19 protein-coding genes and 1 pseudogene are annotated in these 19,527 nt (G+C 63.6%); 8 read left to right on the top strand and 12 right to left on the bottom strand.

Going from position 1 to position 19,527, the window contains the following annotated elements; translation table 11 throughout:
* Nucleotides 1-549 precede the first annotated feature (549 nt).
* The 5 genes from ARC23_RS20385 to ARC23_RS07575 all read right to left on the bottom strand — a co-directional run bounded on the left by ARC23_RS20385 (nt 550) and on the right by ARC23_RS07575 (nt 5,656).
* Nucleotides 550-1,503, bottom strand: coding sequence for a restriction endonuclease subunit S (locus ARC23_RS20385; protein WP_080393044.1), 954 nt, complete (start codon nt 1,501-1,503; stop codon nt 550-552).
* Entirely contained in the window at nt 1,487-2,665 is a 1,179-nt protein-coding gene (locus tag ARC23_RS21070) for an HsdM family class I SAM-dependent methyltransferase (protein ID WP_203226347.1), read from the bottom strand. The genes ARC23_RS20385 and ARC23_RS21070 overlap by 17 nt, the downstream gene beginning before the upstream one ends.
* Nucleotides 2,666-3,409, bottom strand: coding sequence for a hypothetical protein (locus tag ARC23_RS21065; RefSeq protein WP_203226346.1), 744 nt, complete (start codon nt 3,407-3,409; stop codon nt 2,666-2,668). It abuts the gene before it with no gap.
* 418 nt (nt 3,410-3,827) lie between these two features.
* Nucleotides 3,828-4,190, bottom strand: coding sequence for a hypothetical protein (locus ARC23_RS07580; RefSeq protein ID WP_057496686.1), 363 nt, complete (start codon nt 4,188-4,190; stop codon nt 3,828-3,830).
* 542 nt (nt 4,191-4,732) lie between these two features.
* Nucleotides 4,733-5,656, bottom strand: coding sequence for a LysR family transcriptional regulator (locus ARC23_RS07575; protein ID WP_057496685.1), 924 nt, complete (start codon nt 5,654-5,656; stop codon nt 4,733-4,735).
* Between the two features lie 96 nt (nt 5,657-5,752).
* On the opposite strand from ARC23_RS07575, the gene ARC23_RS07570 reads away from it, so the two are divergent.
* The 4 genes from ARC23_RS07570 to ARC23_RS07555 all read left to right on the top strand — a co-directional run bounded on the left by ARC23_RS07570 (nt 5,753) and on the right by ARC23_RS07555 (nt 8,847).
* Entirely contained in the window at nt 5,753-6,592 is an 840-nt protein-coding gene (locus tag ARC23_RS07570) for a type 1 glutamine amidotransferase domain-containing protein (RefSeq protein WP_057496684.1), read from the top strand.
* A gap of 98 nt (nt 6,593-6,690) precedes the next feature.
* A complete protein-coding gene (locus ARC23_RS07565; protein WP_057496683.1) occupies nt 6,691-7,422 on the top strand; it encodes a hypothetical protein in 732 nt (243 codons plus the stop codon).
* A 79-nt stretch (nt 7,423-7,501) separates the two neighbouring features.
* The gene (locus ARC23_RS07560; RefSeq protein WP_238985210.1) at nt 7,502-7,981 is read left to right on the top strand and encodes a hypothetical protein; all 480 of its coding nucleotides are present in this window, start codon (nt 7,502-7,504) and stop codon (nt 7,979-7,981) included.
* Between the two features lie 83 nt (nt 7,982-8,064).
* Nucleotides 8,065-8,847: a 3-hydroxybutyrate dehydrogenase gene (locus tag ARC23_RS07555; RefSeq protein ID WP_057496681.1), complete on the top strand. Its 783-nt coding sequence runs from the start codon at nt 8,065-8,067 to the stop codon at nt 8,845-8,847.
* Here the strand turns inward: ARC23_RS07555 and ARC23_RS07550 are convergent.
* Nucleotides 8,844-9,608 (bottom strand): annotated as a pseudogene (locus ARC23_RS07550) (COG4705 family protein). The gene ARC23_RS07555 and the pseudogene ARC23_RS07550 overlap by 4 nt on opposite strands.
* Nucleotides 9,609-9,705: 97 nt before the next feature.
* Nucleotides 9,706-10,083 carry a DUF4180 domain-containing protein gene (locus tag ARC23_RS07545; RefSeq protein WP_057496679.1) on the bottom strand — a complete coding sequence of 126 codons (378 nt, stop codon included), beginning with the start codon at nt 10,081-10,083 and terminating at the stop codon, nt 9,706-9,708.
* Between the two features lie 145 nt (nt 10,084-10,228).
* Here ARC23_RS07545 and ARC23_RS07540 point away from each other — a divergent pair, with 145 nt between their 5' ends.
* On the top strand, nt 10,229-11,515 hold the full coding sequence (locus tag ARC23_RS07540; protein WP_057496678.1) for an alpha/beta hydrolase family protein: 1,287 nt from the start codon (nt 10,229-10,231) through the stop codon (nt 11,513-11,515).
* Between the two features lie 54 nt (nt 11,516-11,569).
* On the opposite strand, the gene ARC23_RS07535 is transcribed toward ARC23_RS07540, so the two are convergent.
* The 3 genes from ARC23_RS07535 to ARC23_RS07525 are packed head-to-tail and all read right to left on the bottom strand — an operon-like array spanning nt 11,570 to nt 12,812.
* The gene (locus ARC23_RS07535) at nt 11,570-12,028 is read right to left on the bottom strand and encodes an SRPBCC family protein (protein ID WP_057496677.1); all 459 of its coding nucleotides are present in this window, start codon (nt 12,026-12,028) and stop codon (nt 11,570-11,572) included.
* A gap of 2 nt (nt 12,029-12,030) precedes the next feature.
* The gene (locus ARC23_RS07530) at nt 12,031-12,345 is read right to left on the bottom strand and encodes an ArsR/SmtB family transcription factor (RefSeq protein ID WP_010484635.1); all 315 of its coding nucleotides are present in this window, start codon (nt 12,343-12,345) and stop codon (nt 12,031-12,033) included.
* A gap of 11 nt (nt 12,346-12,356) precedes the next feature.
* A complete protein-coding gene (locus ARC23_RS07525; RefSeq protein ID WP_057496676.1) occupies nt 12,357-12,812 on the bottom strand; it encodes an SRPBCC family protein in 456 nt (151 codons plus the stop codon).
* Nucleotides 12,813-13,045: 233 nt separating this feature from the next.
* On the opposite strand from ARC23_RS07525, the gene ARC23_RS07520 reads away from it, so the two are divergent.
* Nucleotides 13,046-13,633 (top strand): TetR/AcrR family transcriptional regulator, encoded by a 588-nt coding sequence (locus ARC23_RS07520; protein ID WP_057496675.1) that lies wholly within the window; start codon nt 13,046-13,048, stop codon nt 13,631-13,633.
* 96 nt (nt 13,634-13,729) lie between these two features.
* The gene (locus tag ARC23_RS07515) at nt 13,730-14,230 is read left to right on the top strand and encodes a hypothetical protein (protein ID WP_057496674.1); all 501 of its coding nucleotides are present in this window, start codon (nt 13,730-13,732) and stop codon (nt 14,228-14,230) included.
* On the opposite strand, the gene ARC23_RS07510 is transcribed toward ARC23_RS07515, so the two are convergent.
* Together ARC23_RS07510 and ftrA are read right to left on the bottom strand one after the other, a co-directional pair.
* A complete protein-coding gene (locus tag ARC23_RS07510) occupies nt 14,231-15,475 on the bottom strand; it encodes a hypothetical protein (RefSeq protein WP_057496673.1) in 1,245 nt (414 codons plus the stop codon).
* Between the two features lie 78 nt (nt 15,476-15,553).
* A complete protein-coding gene (ftrA, locus tag ARC23_RS07505) occupies nt 15,554-16,555 on the bottom strand; it encodes a transcriptional regulator FtrA (protein WP_057496672.1) in 1,002 nt (333 codons plus the stop codon).
* Between the two features lie 316 nt (nt 16,556-16,871).
* Here ftrA and ARC23_RS07500 point away from each other — a divergent pair, with 316 nt between their 5' ends.
* The gene (locus ARC23_RS07500) at nt 16,872-19,448 is read left to right on the top strand and encodes a TonB-dependent receptor plug domain-containing protein (RefSeq protein WP_057496671.1); all 2,577 of its coding nucleotides are present in this window, start codon (nt 16,872-16,874) and stop codon (nt 19,446-19,448) included.
* The last annotated feature ends 79 nt before the right edge of the window (nt 19,449-19,527 follow it).

The raw sequence follows: 19,527 nt of genomic DNA, 5'->3' as shown, positions 1-19,527 counted from the left end.
TATTACGATAGTCGAAGACGGCGTACAATTAACGGGGGGTGAAGTATAGGCGATTTATGAGGCGCGGCGTAAGTATGAGAGGTGCTACTGGTCTGTGATGAGCGGGGGGTGGGGGTTTGGAGGGGAGAGGGCAGGGGGGGGTGGGGGGGGGGGGGGGCAGCACGTTGGGCCGGGAGCCTGCGCCCATCCCGTTGCGCTCGGAAAACGACCTAGTGTTCGCCCGTCGCGAGGACACGCGTCTGGTGCGTAGCTACGGCCCAGAGCGGGACTGCTCTACATTGAATTGATCGCGGCCCAACAGCGTGGTGGGACACGTGAACCGGGCGCTGAGAGGATAATGCGTGCGCCGGGCTCTTTTCGAGAGCCAAGCGCACGCTAGCGGAGTGACTGCTAGATCAACTTCTACAACCAACAGCACCCGCATTACGTGTTGAAGAAGAAGATTCCGGGTATGGCCTGAGCAGCTACATGAATCACGTAGTCTGAGCTGGGAATCCTGAGAGACACCCGCTTGGGTACTATCGAGGCTTCCTCAATACAGAATCGGAGTTATGGTAACTGAGAGCTGTACGGAAGCGAGTGCATGAAGTTCTCCATGTATGCGAAGTCGGGTTTACCCGCAGAGTCGGCAGGCAGTCGAATCTCTGATTGGCTCATCCGGTCCAGATGCCACTTCCTGCCGTAGTTGAAGCGATATTTTTCACGGCGTATCACTGTCGTTAGAAATGGCGCCAGCGCTGGCGTCATGTTGAACTTAGGGTAGAGAACGTTCACGTCATCAGACGCCCAGAACGGCTCGGCTTGATAGAACGCCTCTCCAACCGAGCCGTTGTAATTGACTGTAATTGTATTTCCCTGATGAATCGGACTCTGGCCGACGCTCGCCGAAACTCCATTATTTCCATCGATAGCGCCAATGAAAGGAGTTTCGCCTTTCGTCATTTGCGCCTTCGTTAGTCGGCGCCCCTTCTTTAAGTCGAAAAGCGCAGAGAGTGGAAATGCACGCCAGGTGGAAGTGTCAAAATTGACCGTGTCTGGAATGCGAGCCAGTGCCTTGTCGCCAATGGGGCCGACTTCTGCGCCCTCTACCCACTCAGGAAAATCGGCCAAGTCGGGAATAAGTAACTCTCGCAGTGTGCGATTGGCCTCTCTTCCAAAGGCGCTGTATCGGAAGCGGTTGTGTCGAATGCAAATGCAAACGAATAGCTTTTGAGCAAACGACATCTCCTCCTTCGGCCTAAGTACCGCTACATTCTGCGCGGTATAGAAAGGATGCTCTTGCACAAAAGAGCAAAGAAGCTTCGTGCCACCTAGCGCTACGGTGATGAGGCCGGCATCGTAGGGTTTGATGTCAAGCTGTGCAACCGTGCCAGTTACACCGTGATTCTGACTTGATCTCCCGACGAAGTTAATTCCTCCGTCTCGGCGGCCGACTCGCGTCATCTTGTTTAAATCTAGTTTGTTGCCGTACGCGACGTCGAACAGCTCATTCAACTTCTTCATCATCTTCTATCATCAAGTCTTCATTGAGAATTTTGAAGGCGATATATTTTTTTAGCTCGCGCTCGAACTCACCGCGGTTGAGGGTTGAGTAGTCAGTCTCCATATATGCTTCTGCGCACCACTCATCCTCAGCAGTTACCGAGACCATGACGCTCTCGCCGGCGTGGACTTCTCTATTGCGGAATGACTCTACCCAGCGCTCGCGAATGGCTGGCCAGCGCTCGTAGAGGTCAATCCGTCCCCTGTGCTTTGTCTTAATGAAGCCATCTTCGCGCCAGTATCCAAACCATGTTTTGCGGTTACTGGTGCTGTGAGGAATTTTGGCGGTGAATACCATAATGCAAGTGACAGTGCCAACAGGGGAGAATAGGTCATTGGGCATCGACATGACCGCTTCCAGTGTGTGGTGCTTCAGAAGCTCGTGCCGGGCTGAGTGTGGGGATATGGCACATGAGATTGGCACAATTGCCACGCCAGTCCCTCCTTTTTTCAAACAGTCGAGCATGTGCTTTACGAAGTAGAGTTCAGCCTGATCCGCGTCGCTCTGTGAAAATGGCGGATTAAGCAAGCCGACATCGCATTTATGCTGTGTTATAGCCCTCGTAATGGCATCATCAAAGCAAGAGCCTTGGTGTAGATTTGCCTTTCCGTCACCCCTTAGAATCATGTTCGACGCTGCCAGCGCAAACATTTCCGGTTGCTGTTCTACACCAATAAGTCCTTGACTTTTTATCTTTGCTCGTTGGGCTTCCGTCTGAGCGTAACGCATCATCTGATGCATCGCTGATACCAGGAATCCCCCCGTGCCCGCACAGATGTCAAGGACTCGGCTGTCCTTGGTCACATTGGCAAGTAGAGCGAACAGCTCCGTTATGTGGCGCGGGGTAAGAACAATGCCAAGGGCCTTCTTATCGCCGCCAGTGTACTTAAGGAATTCACCATAGAATTGACCTACGACATCGAAGTCGTGATAAACGCTGATGAATGGCCAAACTTTCTCATTCAGTCTCTTGATGAGCTGATGAAGAATGCCCTTGGGGAATTTACCTTTCGCCTTTCCTAGCTCAGGGTGAACCGCAATGCCTGAGTAGGGCTGGGCCATATTATCCTTCTTGGCCTTTGGAATGTCGGCTTTGTGTATTTCGTCCTTGATGACACGCATCTATTCTCGCTGCAGTTCCTCGGGCGTGTATTCCTCATAAGCGAGCGCGAATGCCTTGTTTCGGAGCGCAATGAGGGTGCCACTTACGAGTAGTGGTTTCTGGCTCTCGGTCAGCTTTGCATGGTCTCTCATGAACTCATGCAACTCGCGAGAGAACGCCATCAGCTCGTCGAAACGAATTCGCTGGACTGCCGGGTCATAGGTGGCGTGCTCAATGTAATCAGGCCAGGACACTATGCCGGTGACTGCGGTTCCCTCCTTGGTTCTTAGAGGGCGCACCTTGGCACTCCCTTTTGAGATTAGGTAATTATCAATTCTTGCGCCGCTTTTTGTCTCGCCGCTTACTGCAACGGCGATGACATTGAATTCTTTGGCGAGCTGGGCTGCATAGTGGAGAACCCCATCAGTTGCGAAGCGCTGTGCGCGTTTGCTGTATTCGGCCTGACTTTCGGCAATGGTTTCCGAATCAAGAGCGCGTACGCATACCGGACTGATGTGATCCTTGGTTGACGCCTTGCACTCAATAACAAGAAGAAAGTCAGCGTTCGACGGGGAACTGACGATGAATTCAGGCGAGCCAATGCCACCTCCGCCGGATTTGCTTGCAGCTTTTAGCAGCTTGCGCACTTCATCGATATTGCTCTTCTGCTCCTCGATCACAATATCATTGCTTCCGTCGAAGTAGCCGTGTTCTCGCAACACATCTCGGACAATGTTCTCGGTCTTTCTTTCGTTCTTGCTCATCGACGTACACACTTGGGCTATGCGATGATTGTGACATGGTTCCTCCATCTCTGTACCGCTCTCCGTGCATACAGCGAGGCGATGACGCGTCCGGCTAAGTCGCTTTAGGTCTGAGCCATCTCAGGTGCTTCTATTCCCAATCAAGGTCGGTTGCGAACGGAGCCATATTGCTTCCGATAGCGGTGGACGAGCGCTTGGCATGTTTCGGCGATACGGCGTTGCATCCAGCTCCCGAGCGTTTTTCGCCCTGGTGGAGAGCAGACCCCTTCGGCCTGAGCAGCGGCTAGGAGAGTCGAGCTTGCCCGAGGCTGCCGCTACTCAGTTATCTCAGGGGGTCCTCTGTTGGGATGACGCGCGTTCTTGTTGGTCCTACGTTGGGCTGGAGCCATTAGCTCCGACGAATGGGCGCGATCCTGCGTCAAGATTGGCTGGGCCTTACCTCATGGCAAGCCCACTCAACCAGCCCCCGGCAAGCCAGAAACAGGCCATCAACCACCCCCTCATCCAAATGCCGCTCCGGCTCCGCTGCCACCCGGCAGCGGTCTGCCGCGTGCAGCAGCTCCAGCACCGTCAGCGCTCCCACCATCGCGCGCTCGGTCCTCGCCAAGCTCACGCGGCGGCCGGGTGATACATCGGTTTCTGGCCAAGGATGTCCATCTGCACCTTCGCAGCCGCGCATGCGCTTGAGGATGCCGAGCAGGGAGTTCAGGTCGTGCAGGGAGGTGTCATCGTTGATGGGTTCAACAACGGTGTACGAGGAGAAGGTGTCGGACTCGTTCATGGCGTCGGCTTCCGTGGCTGTGCTTAACAGCGCCACCGTGTAGACGGGTGGCGGACGATGCGTGGCTGCAAACCGGACGATAGTTGTCAGTACCCGGCGGGTCCGAAGACCCCCACGCACCGCCCGCCAGAAAGGCCGACGGATTACCCGCCGGCACCGGTTAAGGACGGTGCCGACGGGTAAGCGTAAACAACTAACAGTTCGGGTTTGCAGGCCCGGCCACCCGTTGTCGGTGGCACGTCATGGTGTTTATGCCGTCGCTCTGAATGCCAATAGAAATTCGCGAATGAATCGCGGAATCCAAGAGCGAAGAACTATTGTTGCACGCGCCATTCGTGCGGCACGCGACGTCAGCGGACGCATTCGCGCACCCACTCCGTCGATTGCGAATCAAAGTGGCGCGATCGCCCATGCCACAAGCGAATAGCGCGACGGCCTGCTTTGCAACAGTTCTTAGTTCACCTCGGCAGGGAGCGGCGCCCAATGAGCCACACAGCCCGAAAATCGGTTCAAACCCGACATAGCCGGCGAACTTTGCGGCCTCAGCCAGCGCCATCCTCAGCACGCCCCGCATTCCCCACCAGCAACTCAATCATCGCCCGCGCCGCCGCCGACTGCCGCCGATGCGGCGCATAGATCACCGAGAACGGCCGCGACCGCCCCCGCAGCTGCGGCAGCACCTCCACCAGCTGCCCACGCTGCAGCCGCTCGCGCACGATGAACTCATAGCTCTGGCAGATGCCGATGCCCTGTTCGGCCAGCGACACTACGCCCAGTACATCGTCGGAGGTCTCGATGGATGAGCGCGGCAGCCAGTCCACGTCGCGCCCGCCGTCGCGGAAGATCCACGGCGCCAACCGCCCGGTGCGCGGCATCACAAACGGCAGGCACAGGTGCTGCTGCAGGTCGTCCAGCGTCTGCGGCGTGCCGTGGCGCTGCAGGTAGTCCGGCGCGGCCACCAGCAGCAACGGCGCATCTTCCAGCTTTCGCCCCACCAGCCCGCTGTCCGGCAGCTGGCCCAGGCGGATGGCCAGGTCGAAGCCCTCGGCCACCAGGTCCACGTTGCGGTTGGTGATGTTCAGTTCCACCTGCACCTGCGGGTACTGCTGCGCAAAGCGCGCCAGCACGGGCGGTAGCCGGTAGTGGCCATAGGTGGTGGGCACGCTCAGGCGCACGCGGCCGGCCAGCGCACCGTCCTGGGCCAGTACGTCGCGCTCGGCGTCGTCCAGCAGGCCGAAGGCGGTGCGCACCTGTTCCAGATAAAGCCGCCCGGCGTCGGTCAGGCCCACGCGGCGGGTGGTCCGCTGCAGCAGCTGCCGGCCCAGCCGCGCTTCCAGGCGGGTGACCGCGCGGCTCAGCACCGAGGGCGTGGTGGACAGCGCCACCGCGCCGGCAGTGAACGAGCCGTGCTCGACCACCGCCAGGAACACCTCCACATCGCCCAGGTAGTCGAACTTGCGGCTCATTTGGCTCTCCGGGGAACAGATGTTTTGCGATCAGGCCAATTTATCGCCGCTGGGGCGATGAATAAAGTGGCCGCCATTCCCCGATAGGAGTTCCCCATGAACCTGATGACCCGGCTGGCCGCAGCGCTGTCCCTGACCCTGGCCGCCAGCGGCGCGCATGCCGCCAACGTGCTGGTGGTGCTGTCCGACGAAAACCACCTGGACCTGAAGGACGGCAAGGTGCTGTCCACCGGCTTCTATCTCAACGAGTTGATGCAGCCGGTCAAGCTGTTGCTGGACGCGGGCCACGAGGTGACCTTTGCCACGCCGCAGGGGCGGGCGCCGACGGTGGATGCGTCCTCGGTGACGCCGGCGTACTTCGGCGACGATGCCGCGCAGCTGACGCTGCACAAGGAGCTGCTGGAGAAGCTGGCGCTGACCTCACCGACGGCCTCGCCGGTGGTCAGCCTGGCGCGCATCGAGCAGCAGGGCTACGCGCGTTTCGACGCGGTCTACATTCCCGGTGGGCACGCGCCGATGCAGGACCTGCTGAAGAGCCCGGCGCTGGGCCGGCTGCTGGCCGACTTCCACCAACGCAACAAGACCACCGCGCTGGTCTGCCACGGGCCGATCGCGCTGCTGTCCACGCTGCCGGATGCTGCGGGTTTCGTGGCAAAGCTGGAAGCGGGTGCGACGCCGGCCACGCCGAAGTGGATCTACAGCGGCTACCAGATGACGGTAATCAGCAACCAGGAAGAAGAGCAGGCCAAGCCGTTGCTGGGCGGCGGTGAGATGAAGTTCTACCCGCAGACGGCGTTGCAGCAGGCGGGCGCGAAGTTCAGCAGCAATACCACGCCGTGGACCGGGCATGTGGTGGTGGACCGCGAGCTGATTACCGGGCAGAACCCGGCCTCGGCGCTGGAGGTGGGGCAGCGGTTGGTGGAGCGGTTGAAGTAAGGCGGTTTCTGCATCGCATGCGGTGCCGTGGCAACATGGTGGACTGGCCTCGTCCTTCCGGGCGGGGCCGTTTTTCCAGGGAAGCCCACCAACACGACATGCGAACGTCATTTCTCATTCTCTCCGCCCTGTGCCTTGGTCTGCTGTCCGGCTGTGCCAGTGGCCCGGAGGAGCACGCCTCAAGCCGCGAGATCACCAGTGCGTTCGTGGCCGACGACGGCCAGCTGTACCTGTTGCCGCGCTATGACGAGCCGATGCGCTTCAATGCCGCGCCGTTCCGCGAGTACCGCGCGCTGATGGACAGCCCGCTGCGCGAGGCGGTGGTCTGCGCGCAGATGTACTTCCATGAAGACTGGCGCGACCCGGCCAACAAGGCCAAGGTGCACGGCAGCTATGCGCTGCTGCTGCGGCCGGAGCAGGTGACGGCGGAACAGGCCGAGCAGTTCAAGCTGGAGCGGATTGAGGTCCCCCCGCGTGAGGCCAAGGCCGTGGAGGAGCGGGCGCGCTACTACCTGCCGATGGACCGGAACCGCTACGCGCTGGCGTTTGATCGCGCCTGCAATCTTTCAAGGAAGGGCGGCAGCTATTACAGCGCGCTGTTCGAGGGCGACGGCGAGCAGGTGCAGTTGCCGGATGCTGCGGCGCTGGCGGAGAAGGGGAAGCTGGCACAGCCGATCAATGCGCGGGCGCAGCGGATCCTGCCGGAGAGGGAGGACAAGCCGGGTGTGGGTTCGGCGGCGGGCAAGGTGCTCGGCGCGGCGTTGATCCCTGTGGCGGTTCCGGTGTTTGTGCTGAGCCTGCCGTTCCTGGGGCCGGATCATTGGAAGTGATGGGGCGTTGAAGCCAGAGCATCCACGCGTGGCGTGGATCTACTTGGGTATCGCCTGAAAGTTCATCCTGGAGATCTGTGTGTCCAGCACGCTGGAAACTGTTTTGAAGACTGTAGGCTTCATTGTCGTTGCGGCGCTTCCGTTGGTGATCCTTTGGCTCATCCTTCGGCGAATGTCGGCAACTGCTCGCTCGTCTGTGAAATCGGGGCTGCATTTGCATGCCCCGCGCCGGATTTCCGGCAGGTCCATGATCTTGGTGATGGTGGATGGGGAAGAGGATCGCGAGCACTATTTCTTTGATACAGAATCCTTCTACCTGCGGCGTGGGCCGGTGCCCACGGCGGTTCCGCTTTCGCAGATCACCTCAGTCACACGAACGTCCGACAGGATCTACGGGCGTTATGTCTGGCAGGTGTGCTTCAGCAAAGCATCGGGCAGAAAGTGCGTGATGTTCACCAACAACCTGACGCTGTTCAATCGGGATTTCCTGCTGTTCCTGGAGGCGGTGCGGAAAGCCAATCCGTTGGCGACCGTTGATCGGGCAGGCATCCGCTTCTAGCTGTGGGCCGACTTGAGGGTGTCAGTTAAAGCGGCGAGCCGGTAACGCTACACTGGCAGCCCACCCCCAATGGAAGCTCGCCCATGCTCAGTGGAAAGGTCGCGGTGGTCACCGGCTCCACCAGCGGTATCGGTCTTGGCATTGCCACCGCCCTGGCGCGGCAAGGTGCCGATATCGTGCTGAATGGCTTCGGCGATGCGGCGGAGATCGAACGCATCCGTTCCAAGCTGGAAACCGAGTTCGGCGTGCGCGTGGCGCATGACGGTGCCGATCTGTCGCGGGGCGAGGCAGTGCGCGGCATGATCGACCACGCCGTCGCGACGATGGGCCGCATCGACATCCTGGTAAACAACGCGGGCATCCAGCACACCGCGTCGATCGAGGAATTCCCGGTCGAAAAGTGGGATGCGATTCTGGCGCTGAATCTCTCGGCGGTGTTCCATGCAACGGCGGCGGCCTTGCCCCACATGAAGCAGCAGGGCGCCGGCCGCATCATCAACATTGCGTCGGTGCACGGGCTGGTGGGCTCGGTGAACAAGTCGGCCTACTTGGCGGCCAAGCATGGCGTGGTGGGCTTCACCAAGGTGACCGCGCTGGAGAATGCGGGCACGGGCATCACCGCCAATGCGATCTGCCCGGGCTGGGTGCGGACGGCGCTGGTCGAGCAGCAGATCACCGCGTTGGCCGAGCGCGAAGGCACGGATCAGGAGACCGCCGCGCGTGAGCTGCTGGCTGAGAAGCAGCCGTCGTTGCAGTTCGTGACGCCCGAGCAGCTGGGACAAATGGTGGTGTTCCTGGCCTCGGACGCGGCGGCGCAGATTACCGGCACGGCGCTGCCGGTGGATGGGGGCTGGACGGCGCGCTAGCTGGCTGGCTGTGCTTTACGCTGCAGCATGGGCAATGCCACCAGCGTGGCGAGAATGGTGAACAGCACCAGCGACGAGCCTACCCTGCCGAAGCCCAGGCCGCCCTTTTCCAGCGGCTTGGTGAGCAGGTCGCCGAAAGTGGCGCCAAACGGGCGGGTGAGTACGAAGGCGATCCAGAACGGGATGACCCGGTTGATGCCCTTGATGCGGCTGGCCAGTGCGGTGAGCGCGATGAGGCTGCCGATCAGCAGCGCGCCACCGGTGAAGCCCAGTCCGGAATCGTCGGCGAGGAAATCACCCAGCGCGGTGCCGAGCGTGTTGGAGAACAGCACGGCGGTCCAGTAGAAGCCTTCGGCGCGGCGCGATGCGATGTTGCTGACCGAGATCGATTTTTCCGATATCCGCCAGGCCAGCAGCACCAGCGCCAGGCAACCGGCCAGCAGGCTGGCGCCGGTGGCGTAGCCCAGGCCGAGCGTGCGGTCGATCAGGTCCGACATGGTCGTGCCGGCGGTGCTGGTGGCCAGCACCACCGACCAGAACAGCACCGGATGGAAGCGCCGCGCCCACAACTGCATGCCCAGCAGGCCGGCAAAGATCGCCAGCAGGATGGCCGAGCTGGCCACGTAGCCGAGGTTGAGCGTCATCGACAGCAGGTCGCCGGCGGTCTCGCCGAGGGTGGTGGCGGCGATCTTCATCACTCAGAAACCGAGGGTGACCGCCGCCACTTTGCTGTGCAGGGAATCTGCGTCTGGAGCACGCATCGAACGTCGCCCGGGGAGCCCGCGGGTGATGCTGTGGCGGGCGGCGTCGGAGTGCAGTCGGAACCAGGTTTGGCGAGGGTGAGCGTGGGGGCGGCGTTCAGCCGGTGCTGGCGGGGGCCGGCAGGCGTGCCAGCAGGGCATCCCAGTCGGCCACGAAGCAGCCGTCGCGGCCGCGGTTGCATTCGGTGATCCACGCGTCCAGCGATTCACTCTGTGCGCGGTAGCCGCTGACATCGCCCAGGACGGCGAAGCGCAGGCGGTAGTTCACCAGCATCTGCAGCCATTGCCCGGCCATGCCGGAGCGCAGCTCGAAGAAGTCCGGCGATAGGCGCTGGACCGGCACGGCAATCCACTCGGCCTGGTGCCCGAGCGCATCGCCGACCAGGTCGCGCAGGGCGTTGCCGTCCAACAGGGGGCCTGTATCGGCGCTGCGCAGGATGCAGGTGCTGCCGATCTGTTCGATATGTGTGTGCATGGTGCGCTTTGAAGTTCGTATCGTCCGCCCAGTATGGCCATGGGAGAGGCCGACAGTAAGCAGATGCAGCATGAATCTGGCGAACGAACGCGCTAGGCTGCGCCCGGCGCCCGCACGACGCGGGTTCACTGCAACGGGGAAGAGCATGGCGGGGTGGAAGAGTCGTTCGTTGTTGAGCGCGGTGCTGGTGTGTTCGGGCCTGCCGGTTGCAGCCGCCGAGCAGTGCACGGTCAGTGCCTACGGTGACGGGCAGGGCAACCTGGTGGTGCTGGGCGCACCCGCTACGGCGCCGGCCACGGGCCAGCGCTATCTGATGCTGGACGGGCGACGTGGTGCCACCGGTGATGCCAGTGCGCCGGTGAGCTGCAGCGGCGATGTGGTCAGCTTCAGGTCGCCTGCGGGAGCGACGCAGCGCTGGCAGCGCCTGCCGACCCGCGATACCGAGACGACCTTCAACAGTGCCGGAACAAGACTGGTCGGGCAGTTGATCGAACCGGCCGGCCCAGCCGACCCCAAGCGGCCGTTGGTGGTGCTGGTGCATGGCTCGGAACGCACGATGGCAGTGGCGGCCATCTACCAGCGCATGCTGGTGGCGCAGGGGATTTCGGTGTTCGCCTACCAGAAGCGTGGCACCGGCGATTCGGAAGGCGAGTACACGCAGAACTTCGAGCTGCTGGCTGACGATGCGGCGGCGGCGCTTGCTAAGGCACGTGAGCTGGCAGCGGGGCGTTTCGGCCGGGCCGGCTACTTCGGTGGCAGCCAGGGCGGGTGGATCGCGCCGCTGGCGGCGACGCGTTCGCAGGCGGATTTCGTGGCGATCGGCTTCGGGCTGGTGGTGTCGCCCATCGAGGAGGACCGCGAGCAGTTGTTCGATGAGGCACGGCGCATGCAGCTGGATGCGCCGGCGTTGGCGCAGGTCGGGCAGCTTTCAGGCGCAACCGCGCAGTTGATGCGCACGCATTTCACTGAAGGGTTCGAGGCGCTGGCCAAGGTGCGCACGCAGATCGGTGCTGCGCCGTGGGCGAAGACGATCAACGGCGAATACAGCGGTGACATGCTGCGCATGAGTGACGCCGACCTGCGCCGGATCGGTCGCGCGCGCTTCGACAACCTGGAGCTGATCTGGGACTACGACGCCGAGGCCGCGCTGCGGCGACTGAAGGTGCCGTTGCTGTGGGTGCTGGCCGAACAGGACCGGGCCGCACCGATCGCGGCCACGCGTACCATCCTGGGGCGCCTGCGCGGGTCAGGGCAGCCGGTCGAGACCTACCTGTTCCCGGATACCGACCACGGCATGGCCGAGTTCCGCACCGATGCCGAGGGCAATCGCGTGTCGACGCGGATCACCGACGGCTACCTGCGCCTGCTGGCGGATTGGATCAAGCAGGATGTGCGTGGCAGTTATGGGCGTTCGCGCAGATTGAGCGATTGACCGGCCAGGGAGCGCTGGCGGCGGATGGCGCTCCGCCGCCGATTGCGGCACGACTCAGTTCGGCGTCGCAAACACGTCCAATCCCTTGCCGGTTTCCAGCAGCGACTTCAGGCTCGACAGCACGATCGGCCAGCCCTGGCGGATGCCGGTATCCATGCCACTGCCGGGTTCAAGCTCGTCGTGGGTAACGGTCAGCCGCACCATGTCCTGGTAGGGCACGATGTCGAAGGTCACCCGGCTGTAGGCATCCGGGTTGTCGGCCTGCGAGGCGGCGGCCCAGGTGATGACCAGACGCGAGGGCGGGGTGCTTTCCACCACTTCGCCTACCAGTTCGACCGAGCGCGTTTCGTTGGCACGCACGTGCTGCCAGCGCGAGCCCGGTTTCCAGTCTGAGACGTTCTCATGGCCCCAGTAGCGGCGGGCGATCTCGGGGCGGGTGATGGCCTCGAACACCTTCTGCGGCGTGGAGGCGATATAGATCACGTGGATGAAGCGGGTAGTCTCTGCGGACATCGTCATTCTCCTTCCAGTTCGCGTTTCAGGTCATGCAGCAGGCTCAGGCGCTGCTGCTCGAACTTGCGTACCCAGCGCTCGTAGACTTCATGCAGCGGCACCGGGTTGATGAAGTGCAGCTTCTCGCGGCCACGGCGCACGGTGCTGATCAGGTTGGCGTCTTCCAGCAGGCCCAGGTGCTGGGTGACCGATTGCCGGGCCATGTCCAGGTGTTCGCACAACTGGCCCAGGGTCTGGCCGTTGTCTGCGCAGAGCAGGTCCAGCAGCGTCCTGCGCGTGGGGTCGGCCAGGGCCTTGAACACCTTGTCTGCATTCATGCGGGACGTCTTCAGTTCCAGTTGTCGATCCTGACGTCGTGCGGGTTGGGCTGGCCCTTGCCGGTCTCCAGCAGGGCTTTGAGGCTCATCAGGAATACCGCCCACTTGGTGCTGCAGTGGGAGGTGAACTCGACGCGTTCCTTCCAGCCCTCGTGGGTGAACAGCACGATGCAGTAGTCGCCTTCCTGCTTCAGCGCGAAGCGCGCGTGGGTGCCGATCCATTCGGCGGGGCCGGCGAGGAACTTCCAGAGCACCAACTCGCCAGGAATGAGCAGTTCCAGCTGCATTTCCATGGCGCCGATTTCCTGGCCGTTGTTCGTGAAGCGCACCTTGACCGTACCGCCGGTCTCGCGGTCGCCGTGGGTGTCTTCAGCCCACCAGGCGGCCACGCCTTCGGGGGTGGCCAGGGCCTGGTACACCTGGCTTGCGGGGGCCTTGATGCCGACCCTGTGTGCGATATACACCATTGCAGGTTCCTCGCGTGGGCAGGCAGGCGCCGCCCTTGGGATGGACTATATGCAGGCAAATGCCTGCATGTCAAATCCCGCTACGAACGCCCGGGCGTGGTAGTGCCGGCCGCTGGCCGGCATAGCGATGGCGTAGGGTGACTGCAGTTGCCGGCCAGCGGCCGGCACTACCGGATGCTGCCACCCAACAGCGGGCCGTTGACAGCGGATCAACCTACTAGTAGGTTGACGACATGAAAGAGTCGCTCTCACCCAAAGCCCAGGAGATCCTGGCCCACGCCCGTTCGCTGCTGGAGGCCGGTGGTTACAACGGTTTCAGCTACGCCGACGTGTCGGCGCGGGTGAATATCAGCAAGGCCAGCATCCACCACCATTTCCCCAGCAAGGCGGACCTGGTGCGCACGGTGGTGGTGCTGTACCGGGCCGAGGCGCGCGAGGGCCTGGCGCTGCTGGACCGGCAGCTGGACGACCCGCTGCGGGAGCTCAACGCCTATGTGGACTACTGGTCCAGCTGCATTGCCGGAGGCACGTCGTCGTTCTGCATCTGCGCGATGCTGGCGGCCGAGGCGCCGATGATTCCGCCGGAAATCGCCGAGGAGGTGCGCGGCCATTTCGAGGACCTGAGCGGCTGGCTGGCCGTGACGCTGGAGAAGGGCGCTTCGATGGGCCAACTGCAGTTGCAGGGCTCGGCGGCCGATGAGGCCAAGGCGTTCATGTCCTCGGTGCACGGCGCGATGCTGGCCGCGCGCGGTTTCGGTGATGCGGCAACCTTCGCGGCACTGGCGCGGTTGGCGATCGCGCGGGTGGCCGTGGCCGCCTGAGCTGTGGTGTGTGTGGTGGGCCTGCCCGGGCGCAGGCCTCTTTTTTGCCCTCAATACCTACCTACTAGTAGGTTTACTCGATCAACGGAGATTCCCATGTCGCATCCGCTTTCGACCCTCGGCGTTGTGCATACCGCCGTCAGCCTGATCCCGGTGCTCGCCGGGCTGTATGGCTTCATCCGCCACCGCGCGATCGATCCCGCTACGCGCTCAGGCAGGCTCTACCTGTGGGGCCTGCTGTTGTCGGTGGCCACATCGTTCACGGTGTCCAGCACGGGCGGGTTGAACACCGGCCATGCGTTCGGGGTGATCGTGCTGCTGGTGGCGTTCGGCGGCGTGGTGCTGGCGCGCCTGCGCTGGCTGGGGCGTGCAGCCCGTTATCTGTCCACGTTCGCGTTGTCCTTCAGTTTCCTGCTGTCACTGGTGCCCGGCGTGAATGAAACGCTGACCCGCCTGCCGGTGGGCCACCCGGTTGCCGCCGCACCGCTGGCGCCGGTGATCCAGCAGACGCTGCTCGGCTGCGCACTGCTGTTCGCCATCGGGTTCCTGGCGCAGTGCTGGATGCTGCATGCGCGCGCTGCACGTGCGCGTGGCTGATCAGTCGGCCAGCACGGCGTCGGCACCGTCGGCGTAGCCCGCGCGGGCGCTGCCACACCGCGCGAAGGGCGCGGCGCGGGCCGGCAGGCCGGTGGCCTTGATGCCGTGCCGCGTGTCGCCGTTGAACACTTCGGCGTAGCGTTCGGCGGCCAGCGTGCCGTCAGGCAGTACGTACAGCAGAACCTGCTGCAACGTGGATTGGCCCTGCAACGGCTGCGCCTGCCGGAACGCTGGCACCTGCACGCGCGCGCTGTGCCACCGCGCTGGTGCATCGACGGTCTGCCAGCGCAGCTGCAGCGGCCGGTCGAGTGACAGCAGTGCCACGCCTGCAGGAAAGCCATAGGCGGTGCAATCAGCAGGCGCCGCCGGGATGTTCTCGATAGCGCTGTCACCAATGTCCAGTGCGATGCCATCGACCTCCATCCGCACGATGGGTGTGCTGCCGTAGTTGTGGATCTTGAACAGCACCAGGCCCTCGAAGCGGCTGCGCTGCAGGTGGTCGGCAGCCGAGCCGCTGAGGCGCGCGAGCGTGGGCGCGACCTCTACATGATCGCTGTAGTGGTAGTAGAGGTGTACGAGCTCGGGTGGGCCGGCGCTGCGCCATCCGGCATTGAAGCGTGTGGTGTCCGGATAGGGTCGTCGGACCAGCGGCACGTCAGTGACGGCGCGATCCCCCGATGGCATGGCGTACCGGTAGTGGTCCGCGGAGCGCTTCAGGCGCGCGTCCTGGTACGGAAACGCGCTGTCCACATCGGACTGCGCGTTGGGATAGCGGTGGAAGGCCACGAAGCGCTGGGGCGTATCGCCTTGCATCGGCAGGTCCGGGCCAGCGCCGGAGCCGGTGGACGCATACGGCGAGGTGTCCAGCCACAGCGGCTGCCCGCTGAGATTGATGTGCAGCTCGGCAACAGGGATACGCGACCCGCCTGCCAGGTTCGCCCAGCTGTGCTGCAGGGACTGCCACAACGGAATGATGAGCATGGCCGCGGCGGTGGGCAGGAACATCCAGGCGTGTACGCGGCCGGGCACGCGCCCGCGCTGTCGCAGCATGTAGCGCAGCCAGGCCAGCAGAAGAACCAGCAGCAACGGGGCACCTATCCAGATCGCGATGGTGGCCAGCGCTACGACGCCCCAACCCAGGTTGGGGGTCGCCACCGCGATGAGCGAGAGGGTGGCGATGAGCGCGGCCAACAGCAGCGACACGCCGATGCCTGCGCGGTAGTTCCTGTAGGGGCGGTCGGTCATCACCGGTCCATCGGCAGTGCGGGGATGGCCCTATCTTGCAGTGGTGGGACGGGCCTGGAAAGCCGGGGAAGCAGCAACTCAGCAGCCGATCAGCCGGTCCACGCCAATACCGCCGCGATGCTGGCTGCGGTACTCGGTTGGACTCGCATCGACCTGGCCGCGGAAATGGCGGCGGAACGATTCCTGCGAACCAAAGCCAGCCTGTTCTGCAATCCACTGCAACGGACGGTCGGTGGTTTCCAGCAGTTCGCGGGCGTAGGCCACACGCTCGCGGATCAGCCAGTCGATCGGCGACAGGCCCGTGGCTTCCAGAAATTGCCGCTGCAGCGTGCGCTGGCTCAAGGCAGCCTGCTCGGCGAGGCTGCCCAGCGAGTGCGGTTCACGCAGGTTGCGGCGCATCCATTCCATCAGCTTTGCCAAGCGGGTGGGCTCGCCGTGGGGAATGGCGCGGCTGACGCGCTGGCTGCGCCCGGCATCACGCCATGGTGCCAGGACCAGCCGTTCGGCCACCAGGTTGGCCACGCGCGCGCCGTAATCCTTGCGCACCATGTGCAGCATCATGTCCATGCCGGTGGCCGAGCCGGCCGAAGTGATGATGCTGCCGGTATCCACGTACAGCGCATCCTCGCGCACATCGATGCGTGGGAACTCGCGTGCCAGCGCTTCGGTGAGGCGCCAGTGGGTGGTGGCCTGGCGGCCATCGAGCAGCCCGGCCCAGGCCAGCACGAAGGCACCGGAGCAGATCGAGGCGATGCGCGCGCCACGTGCGTGGGCACGGATCAGTGCATCGAGCAGTGCCTGCGGTGGGCGCTCGCTGGGTTCGCGCCAACCGGGGATGACGATGATGTCGGCGTCATCAACCGCGCTGAGATCGTAGGGAAGCTGCACCTGCGCATTGCCGAGCATGCGCAGCGCACCGGGTTCGCCCGCGCACAGCTGGGTGCGGTACCAGGCCACGCCGAGTTCCGGCCGCACCGGCGCGAACAGGCCGACCGCGCAGCCGAATTCGAACAGCCCCTGGCCGTGGCAGGCGACGATGGCAACGAGCGGCGCGGTGGGATCGGCGGGTGGGCTGGGCATGGCCTGATGCTACGGGTGGCGGTGCGTGGCGTTGCGTGATGCGCGGGCATGAGGTGATGCCGGGCGGGCATATGGGAACCGGGGTCGGATCCCTTCCGCAGGAAGGGCTCTGACCCCGTTGGGGGATGCGTGCGTTATGTCAGAGCCCTTTCCTTTGGAAAGGGATCCGACCCCGTGCGTGTGGGCCACCTAACGTCATTACCAGCGGTCATGTGGGTGGCCGGATGTTACGGCTGGGTGACGCGATCCCGCCTGTTGCCGCGGGTGAACAGGCCCTTGAATGGAGGCGTGTTTCCGGCCCACCCCACGAGCCCCCATGCCTGCCGCCTACCGCCCTGTCCTCAACACGCTTTCCGTCCTGATCGCCGTCGCGCTTACGGCATCGCCCAGCCATGCCGCTGAAGCCGATGCTGAGCCCTCCACCACGGCAGCCACCGCCAATGTCGCTGCGTCCACACTGGACGCCGTGGTGGTCACCGGCTCACGTACCAGCACACGCACGGTGAAGAACAGCTCCACGCCGATCGATGTGATCTCTGCCGAGGACCTCACCGCCACCGGCCAGGCCAACCTGCTGGAAGCGCTGCAGCGTGCGCTGCCGTCGCTGAGCCAGATCGGCGGCTACCAGAGCGACCAGGAGAGCCTGATCCGCGGCTACCAGCTGCGCAACCTGTCGCCCGGCTACACGCTGGTGCTGGTGAACGGCAAGCGCCGCAATGCCAGCGCCTATGTCAGTGGCGCAAACGGGGGTGGCTTTCCAGGCCATGCCTGGGCCGATCTGGCGCTGATTCCGGTCTCGGCCATCGACCATGTGGAAGTGCTGCGCGATGGTGCGTCGGCCATCTACGGCTCGGATGCGATCACCGGCGTGGTCAACGTGATCCTGAAATCGCAGGCTCACGGTGGCGAGTTTGCCGTGGAAAGCGGGCAGAGCACCGACGGCGACGGCTCGCGCACCAGTGTGCGTGCCAACGTGGGCCTGCCTTGGGGCGCCGATGGCTTCGTCAATCTGTCCGGCGAAACCACCCGCCAGCATCATGCGATTCGTACACGGCGCTACATCGATGGCTACCTGAGCTATCCGGCGGTGGATGCCAACGGCACTCGGGTCGCGCTGCGCCCGAACAACCGCTTGCCGGCGGGTGCGTCGCCGAACCCGGCCGAGGCCGGCCGCGACGCCGAGGCCAACACCATTCTCAGCTCGCCGTCGTATGCGTTGAAGGCGTTCGCGGTGAATGCCGGTCATGGTCTGGGCGAGAGCGCGCAGTTCTACGCCAATGCCACCGCCAGCGACCGCACCGCGCAGGCAATCCAGAACTTCCGCCTGCCGGCGACCATCTTCACCACCTACAAGGCGCCTGGGGTGCTGAGCGTGTTTCCCGACGGCTTCCTGCCCGTGCTGGAAACCAAGGAGAAGCAATACACCGGTACTGCGGGCGTGAAAGGACAGATCGCAGGCTGGGACTACGACGCCAGCCTGACCGGCAACCGCAGCACGGTACGCACCTATACCCGCAACTCGGTGAACTACTCGCTGACATACCCCGGTTCGCCCACTGACTTCTATGACGGCAAGCTGGACTACCAGCAGGGCATCGCCAACCTGGACCTGCGCCGAGGCTTCGAGGTGGCGGCCTTTGCTTCGCCGCTGGAAGTGAGCGCAGGCGCTGAGTACCAGCACGAACAGTACGAGCGTGGGGCGGGGCAGTGGGAGTCCTACACCGGCTTCGGTGCGGCCGCCTTCGTCGGCTACTCCACCGCCGACGCGGTGAAAGCCACGCGCAACAGCAAGGCGGTGTACGCGGGTGCGGCCGCCAATATCACCTCGCATTGGTACCTGGATGCTGCCGCGCGCTGGGAAGATCATTCGGATTTCGGCAGTGTCTCGACCGGGCGCCTGACCACGCGCTTTGATTTCACCGATGCACTGGGCCTGCGTGCGACGGTCAGCAACGGCTTCCATGCGCCCAGCCTGGGCGCGCAGTACTACCAGGCCACCGGCAGCTGCCCGTGCGGTACCACGCTGGTGGCCCAGGTGTCTTCGCCAGCGGCGATTGCGTTGGGTGCCACGGCGCTGAAGCCGGAAAAGGCCACCAACTACAGCCTGGGCGTGACCTGGGACCCGAGCCCGGCGTTCCATCTGGCTGTGGATGCCTACCAGATCGACATCCGCGGACAGCTCGGCCAGTCCAGCCAGATCGGTTACAACGCGCAGGACCCGGCGCGCATCACCGACAACAGCGGCACGGTGCTGAGCACGGCGCAGAAGAACACCATTGATGCACTGCTGGGTTCGGCCGGCATCAGCATCCTGCCGGGTGATGCGTTCTATGCCAGCTACTTCACCAATGTGGGCAATACCCGCACACGCGGTGTCGAGCTGACCCTGGAGGCCAACCAGGACACCGCGTGGGGCACGCTGCGCTGGAGCTATGCGGCCAACGTCGGGCGTACCACCATCCAGAAGGTGAGCGCCATTCCGGCGGCGCTGCAGGGCCTGCCGAACATCAACCTGCTGACCAAGAGCAGCGAGTACGCGCTGCGCTTCCGCACGCCCAGCTACACCCAGGTGGCGGGCTTGGGCTGGCAGAACGGGCGCTGGCGCTCGAATGTCGACTTTACCTACTACGGCCCGATCAAGCGCCTGAACAACGGCGTGGAATACAGGCAGCCGCCGGTGCTGGTGACCAACCTTTCAGGTGCGGTGGAGCTGGGCGCGGGCTGGAGCGCGGCGCTGGGCATCAACAACGTGTTCGACAAGCGCACGCGCAAGGTGCCGGAGTACGCGCGCAGCGCCACCGATGTGGCCAGCATCGAGACCACCTGGGATTCGGGCGATGTGCTGAGCCGGATCGGGGCGTTCTGGTATGGGCGGGTCAGTTACCGGTTCTGATCTGGGACAGCCGAGCATGGCTCGGCTCTACATAACGCGAAAGGCGGCCGGACAGGGTTCGGCATCATCGAGGAGCAGT

The organism is Stenotrophomonas beteli, from assembly GCF_001431665.1.
In the GTDB taxonomy this organism is placed as follows: domain Bacteria; phylum Pseudomonadota; class Gammaproteobacteria; order Xanthomonadales; family Xanthomonadaceae; genus Stenotrophomonas; species Stenotrophomonas beteli.
Note: the sequence above shows the minus strand (reverse complement) of the source record. Positions and strands in the feature narration are given on the sequence as shown.

Bases quoted from the DNA above. Each gene is read 5' to 3' on its own strand.
- ARC23_RS07545 (WP_057496679.1), bottom strand. From the start codon at position 10,083: ATGCACACACATATCGAACAGATCGGCAGCACCTGCATCCTGCGCAGC.
- ARC23_RS07515 (WP_057496674.1), top strand. From the start codon at position 13,730: ATGTCGCATCCGCTTTCGACCCTCGGCGTTGTGCATACCGCCGTCAGC.
- ARC23_RS07575 (WP_057496685.1), bottom strand. From the start codon at position 5,656: ATGAGCCGCAAGTTCGACTACCTGGGCGATGTGGAGGTGTTCCTGGCG.
- ARC23_RS20385 (WP_080393044.1), bottom strand. From the start codon at position 1,503: ATGAAGAAGTTGAATGAGCTGTTCGACGTCGCGTACGGCAACAAACTA.
- ARC23_RS07530 (WP_010484635.1), bottom strand. From the start codon at position 12,345: ATGAATGCAGACAAGGTGTTCAAGGCCCTGGCCGACCCCACGCGCAGG.
- ftrA (WP_057496672.1), bottom strand. From the start codon at position 16,555: ATGCCCAGCCCACCCGCCGATCCCACCGCGCCGCTCGTTGCCATCGTC.
- ARC23_RS07535 (WP_057496677.1), bottom strand. From the start codon at position 12,028: ATGTCCGCAGAGACTACCCGCTTCATCCACGTGATCTATATCGCCTCC.
- ARC23_RS07580 (WP_057496686.1), bottom strand. From the start codon at position 4,190: ATGAACGAGTCCGACACCTTCTCCTCGTACACCGTTGTTGAACCCATC.
- ARC23_RS07500 (WP_057496671.1), top strand. From the start codon at position 16,872: ATGCCTGCCGCCTACCGCCCTGTCCTCAACACGCTTTCCGTCCTGATC.
- ARC23_RS07510 (WP_057496673.1), bottom strand. From the start codon at position 15,475: ATGACCGACCGCCCCTACAGGAACTACCGCGCAGGCATCGGCGTGTCG.
- ARC23_RS07520 (WP_057496675.1), top strand. From the start codon at position 13,046: ATGAAAGAGTCGCTCTCACCCAAAGCCCAGGAGATCCTGGCCCACGCC.
- ARC23_RS07570 (WP_057496684.1), top strand. From the start codon at position 5,753: ATGAACCTGATGACCCGGCTGGCCGCAGCGCTGTCCCTGACCCTGGCC.
- ARC23_RS07555 (WP_057496681.1), top strand. From the start codon at position 8,065: ATGCTCAGTGGAAAGGTCGCGGTGGTCACCGGCTCCACCAGCGGTATC.
- ARC23_RS07540 (WP_057496678.1), top strand. From the start codon at position 10,229: ATGGCGGGGTGGAAGAGTCGTTCGTTGTTGAGCGCGGTGCTGGTGTGT.
- ARC23_RS07565 (WP_057496683.1), top strand. From the start codon at position 6,691: ATGCGAACGTCATTTCTCATTCTCTCCGCCCTGTGCCTTGGTCTGCTG.
- ARC23_RS21065 (WP_203226346.1), bottom strand. From the start codon at position 3,409: ATGAGCAAGAACGAAAGAAAGACCGAGAACATTGTCCGAGATGTGTTG.
- ARC23_RS07525 (WP_057496676.1), bottom strand. From the start codon at position 12,812: ATGGTGTATATCGCACACAGGGTCGGCATCAAGGCCCCCGCAAGCCAG.
- ARC23_RS21070 (WP_203226347.1), bottom strand. From the start codon at position 2,665: ATGCGTGTCATCAAGGACGAAATACACAAAGCCGACATTCCAAAGGCC.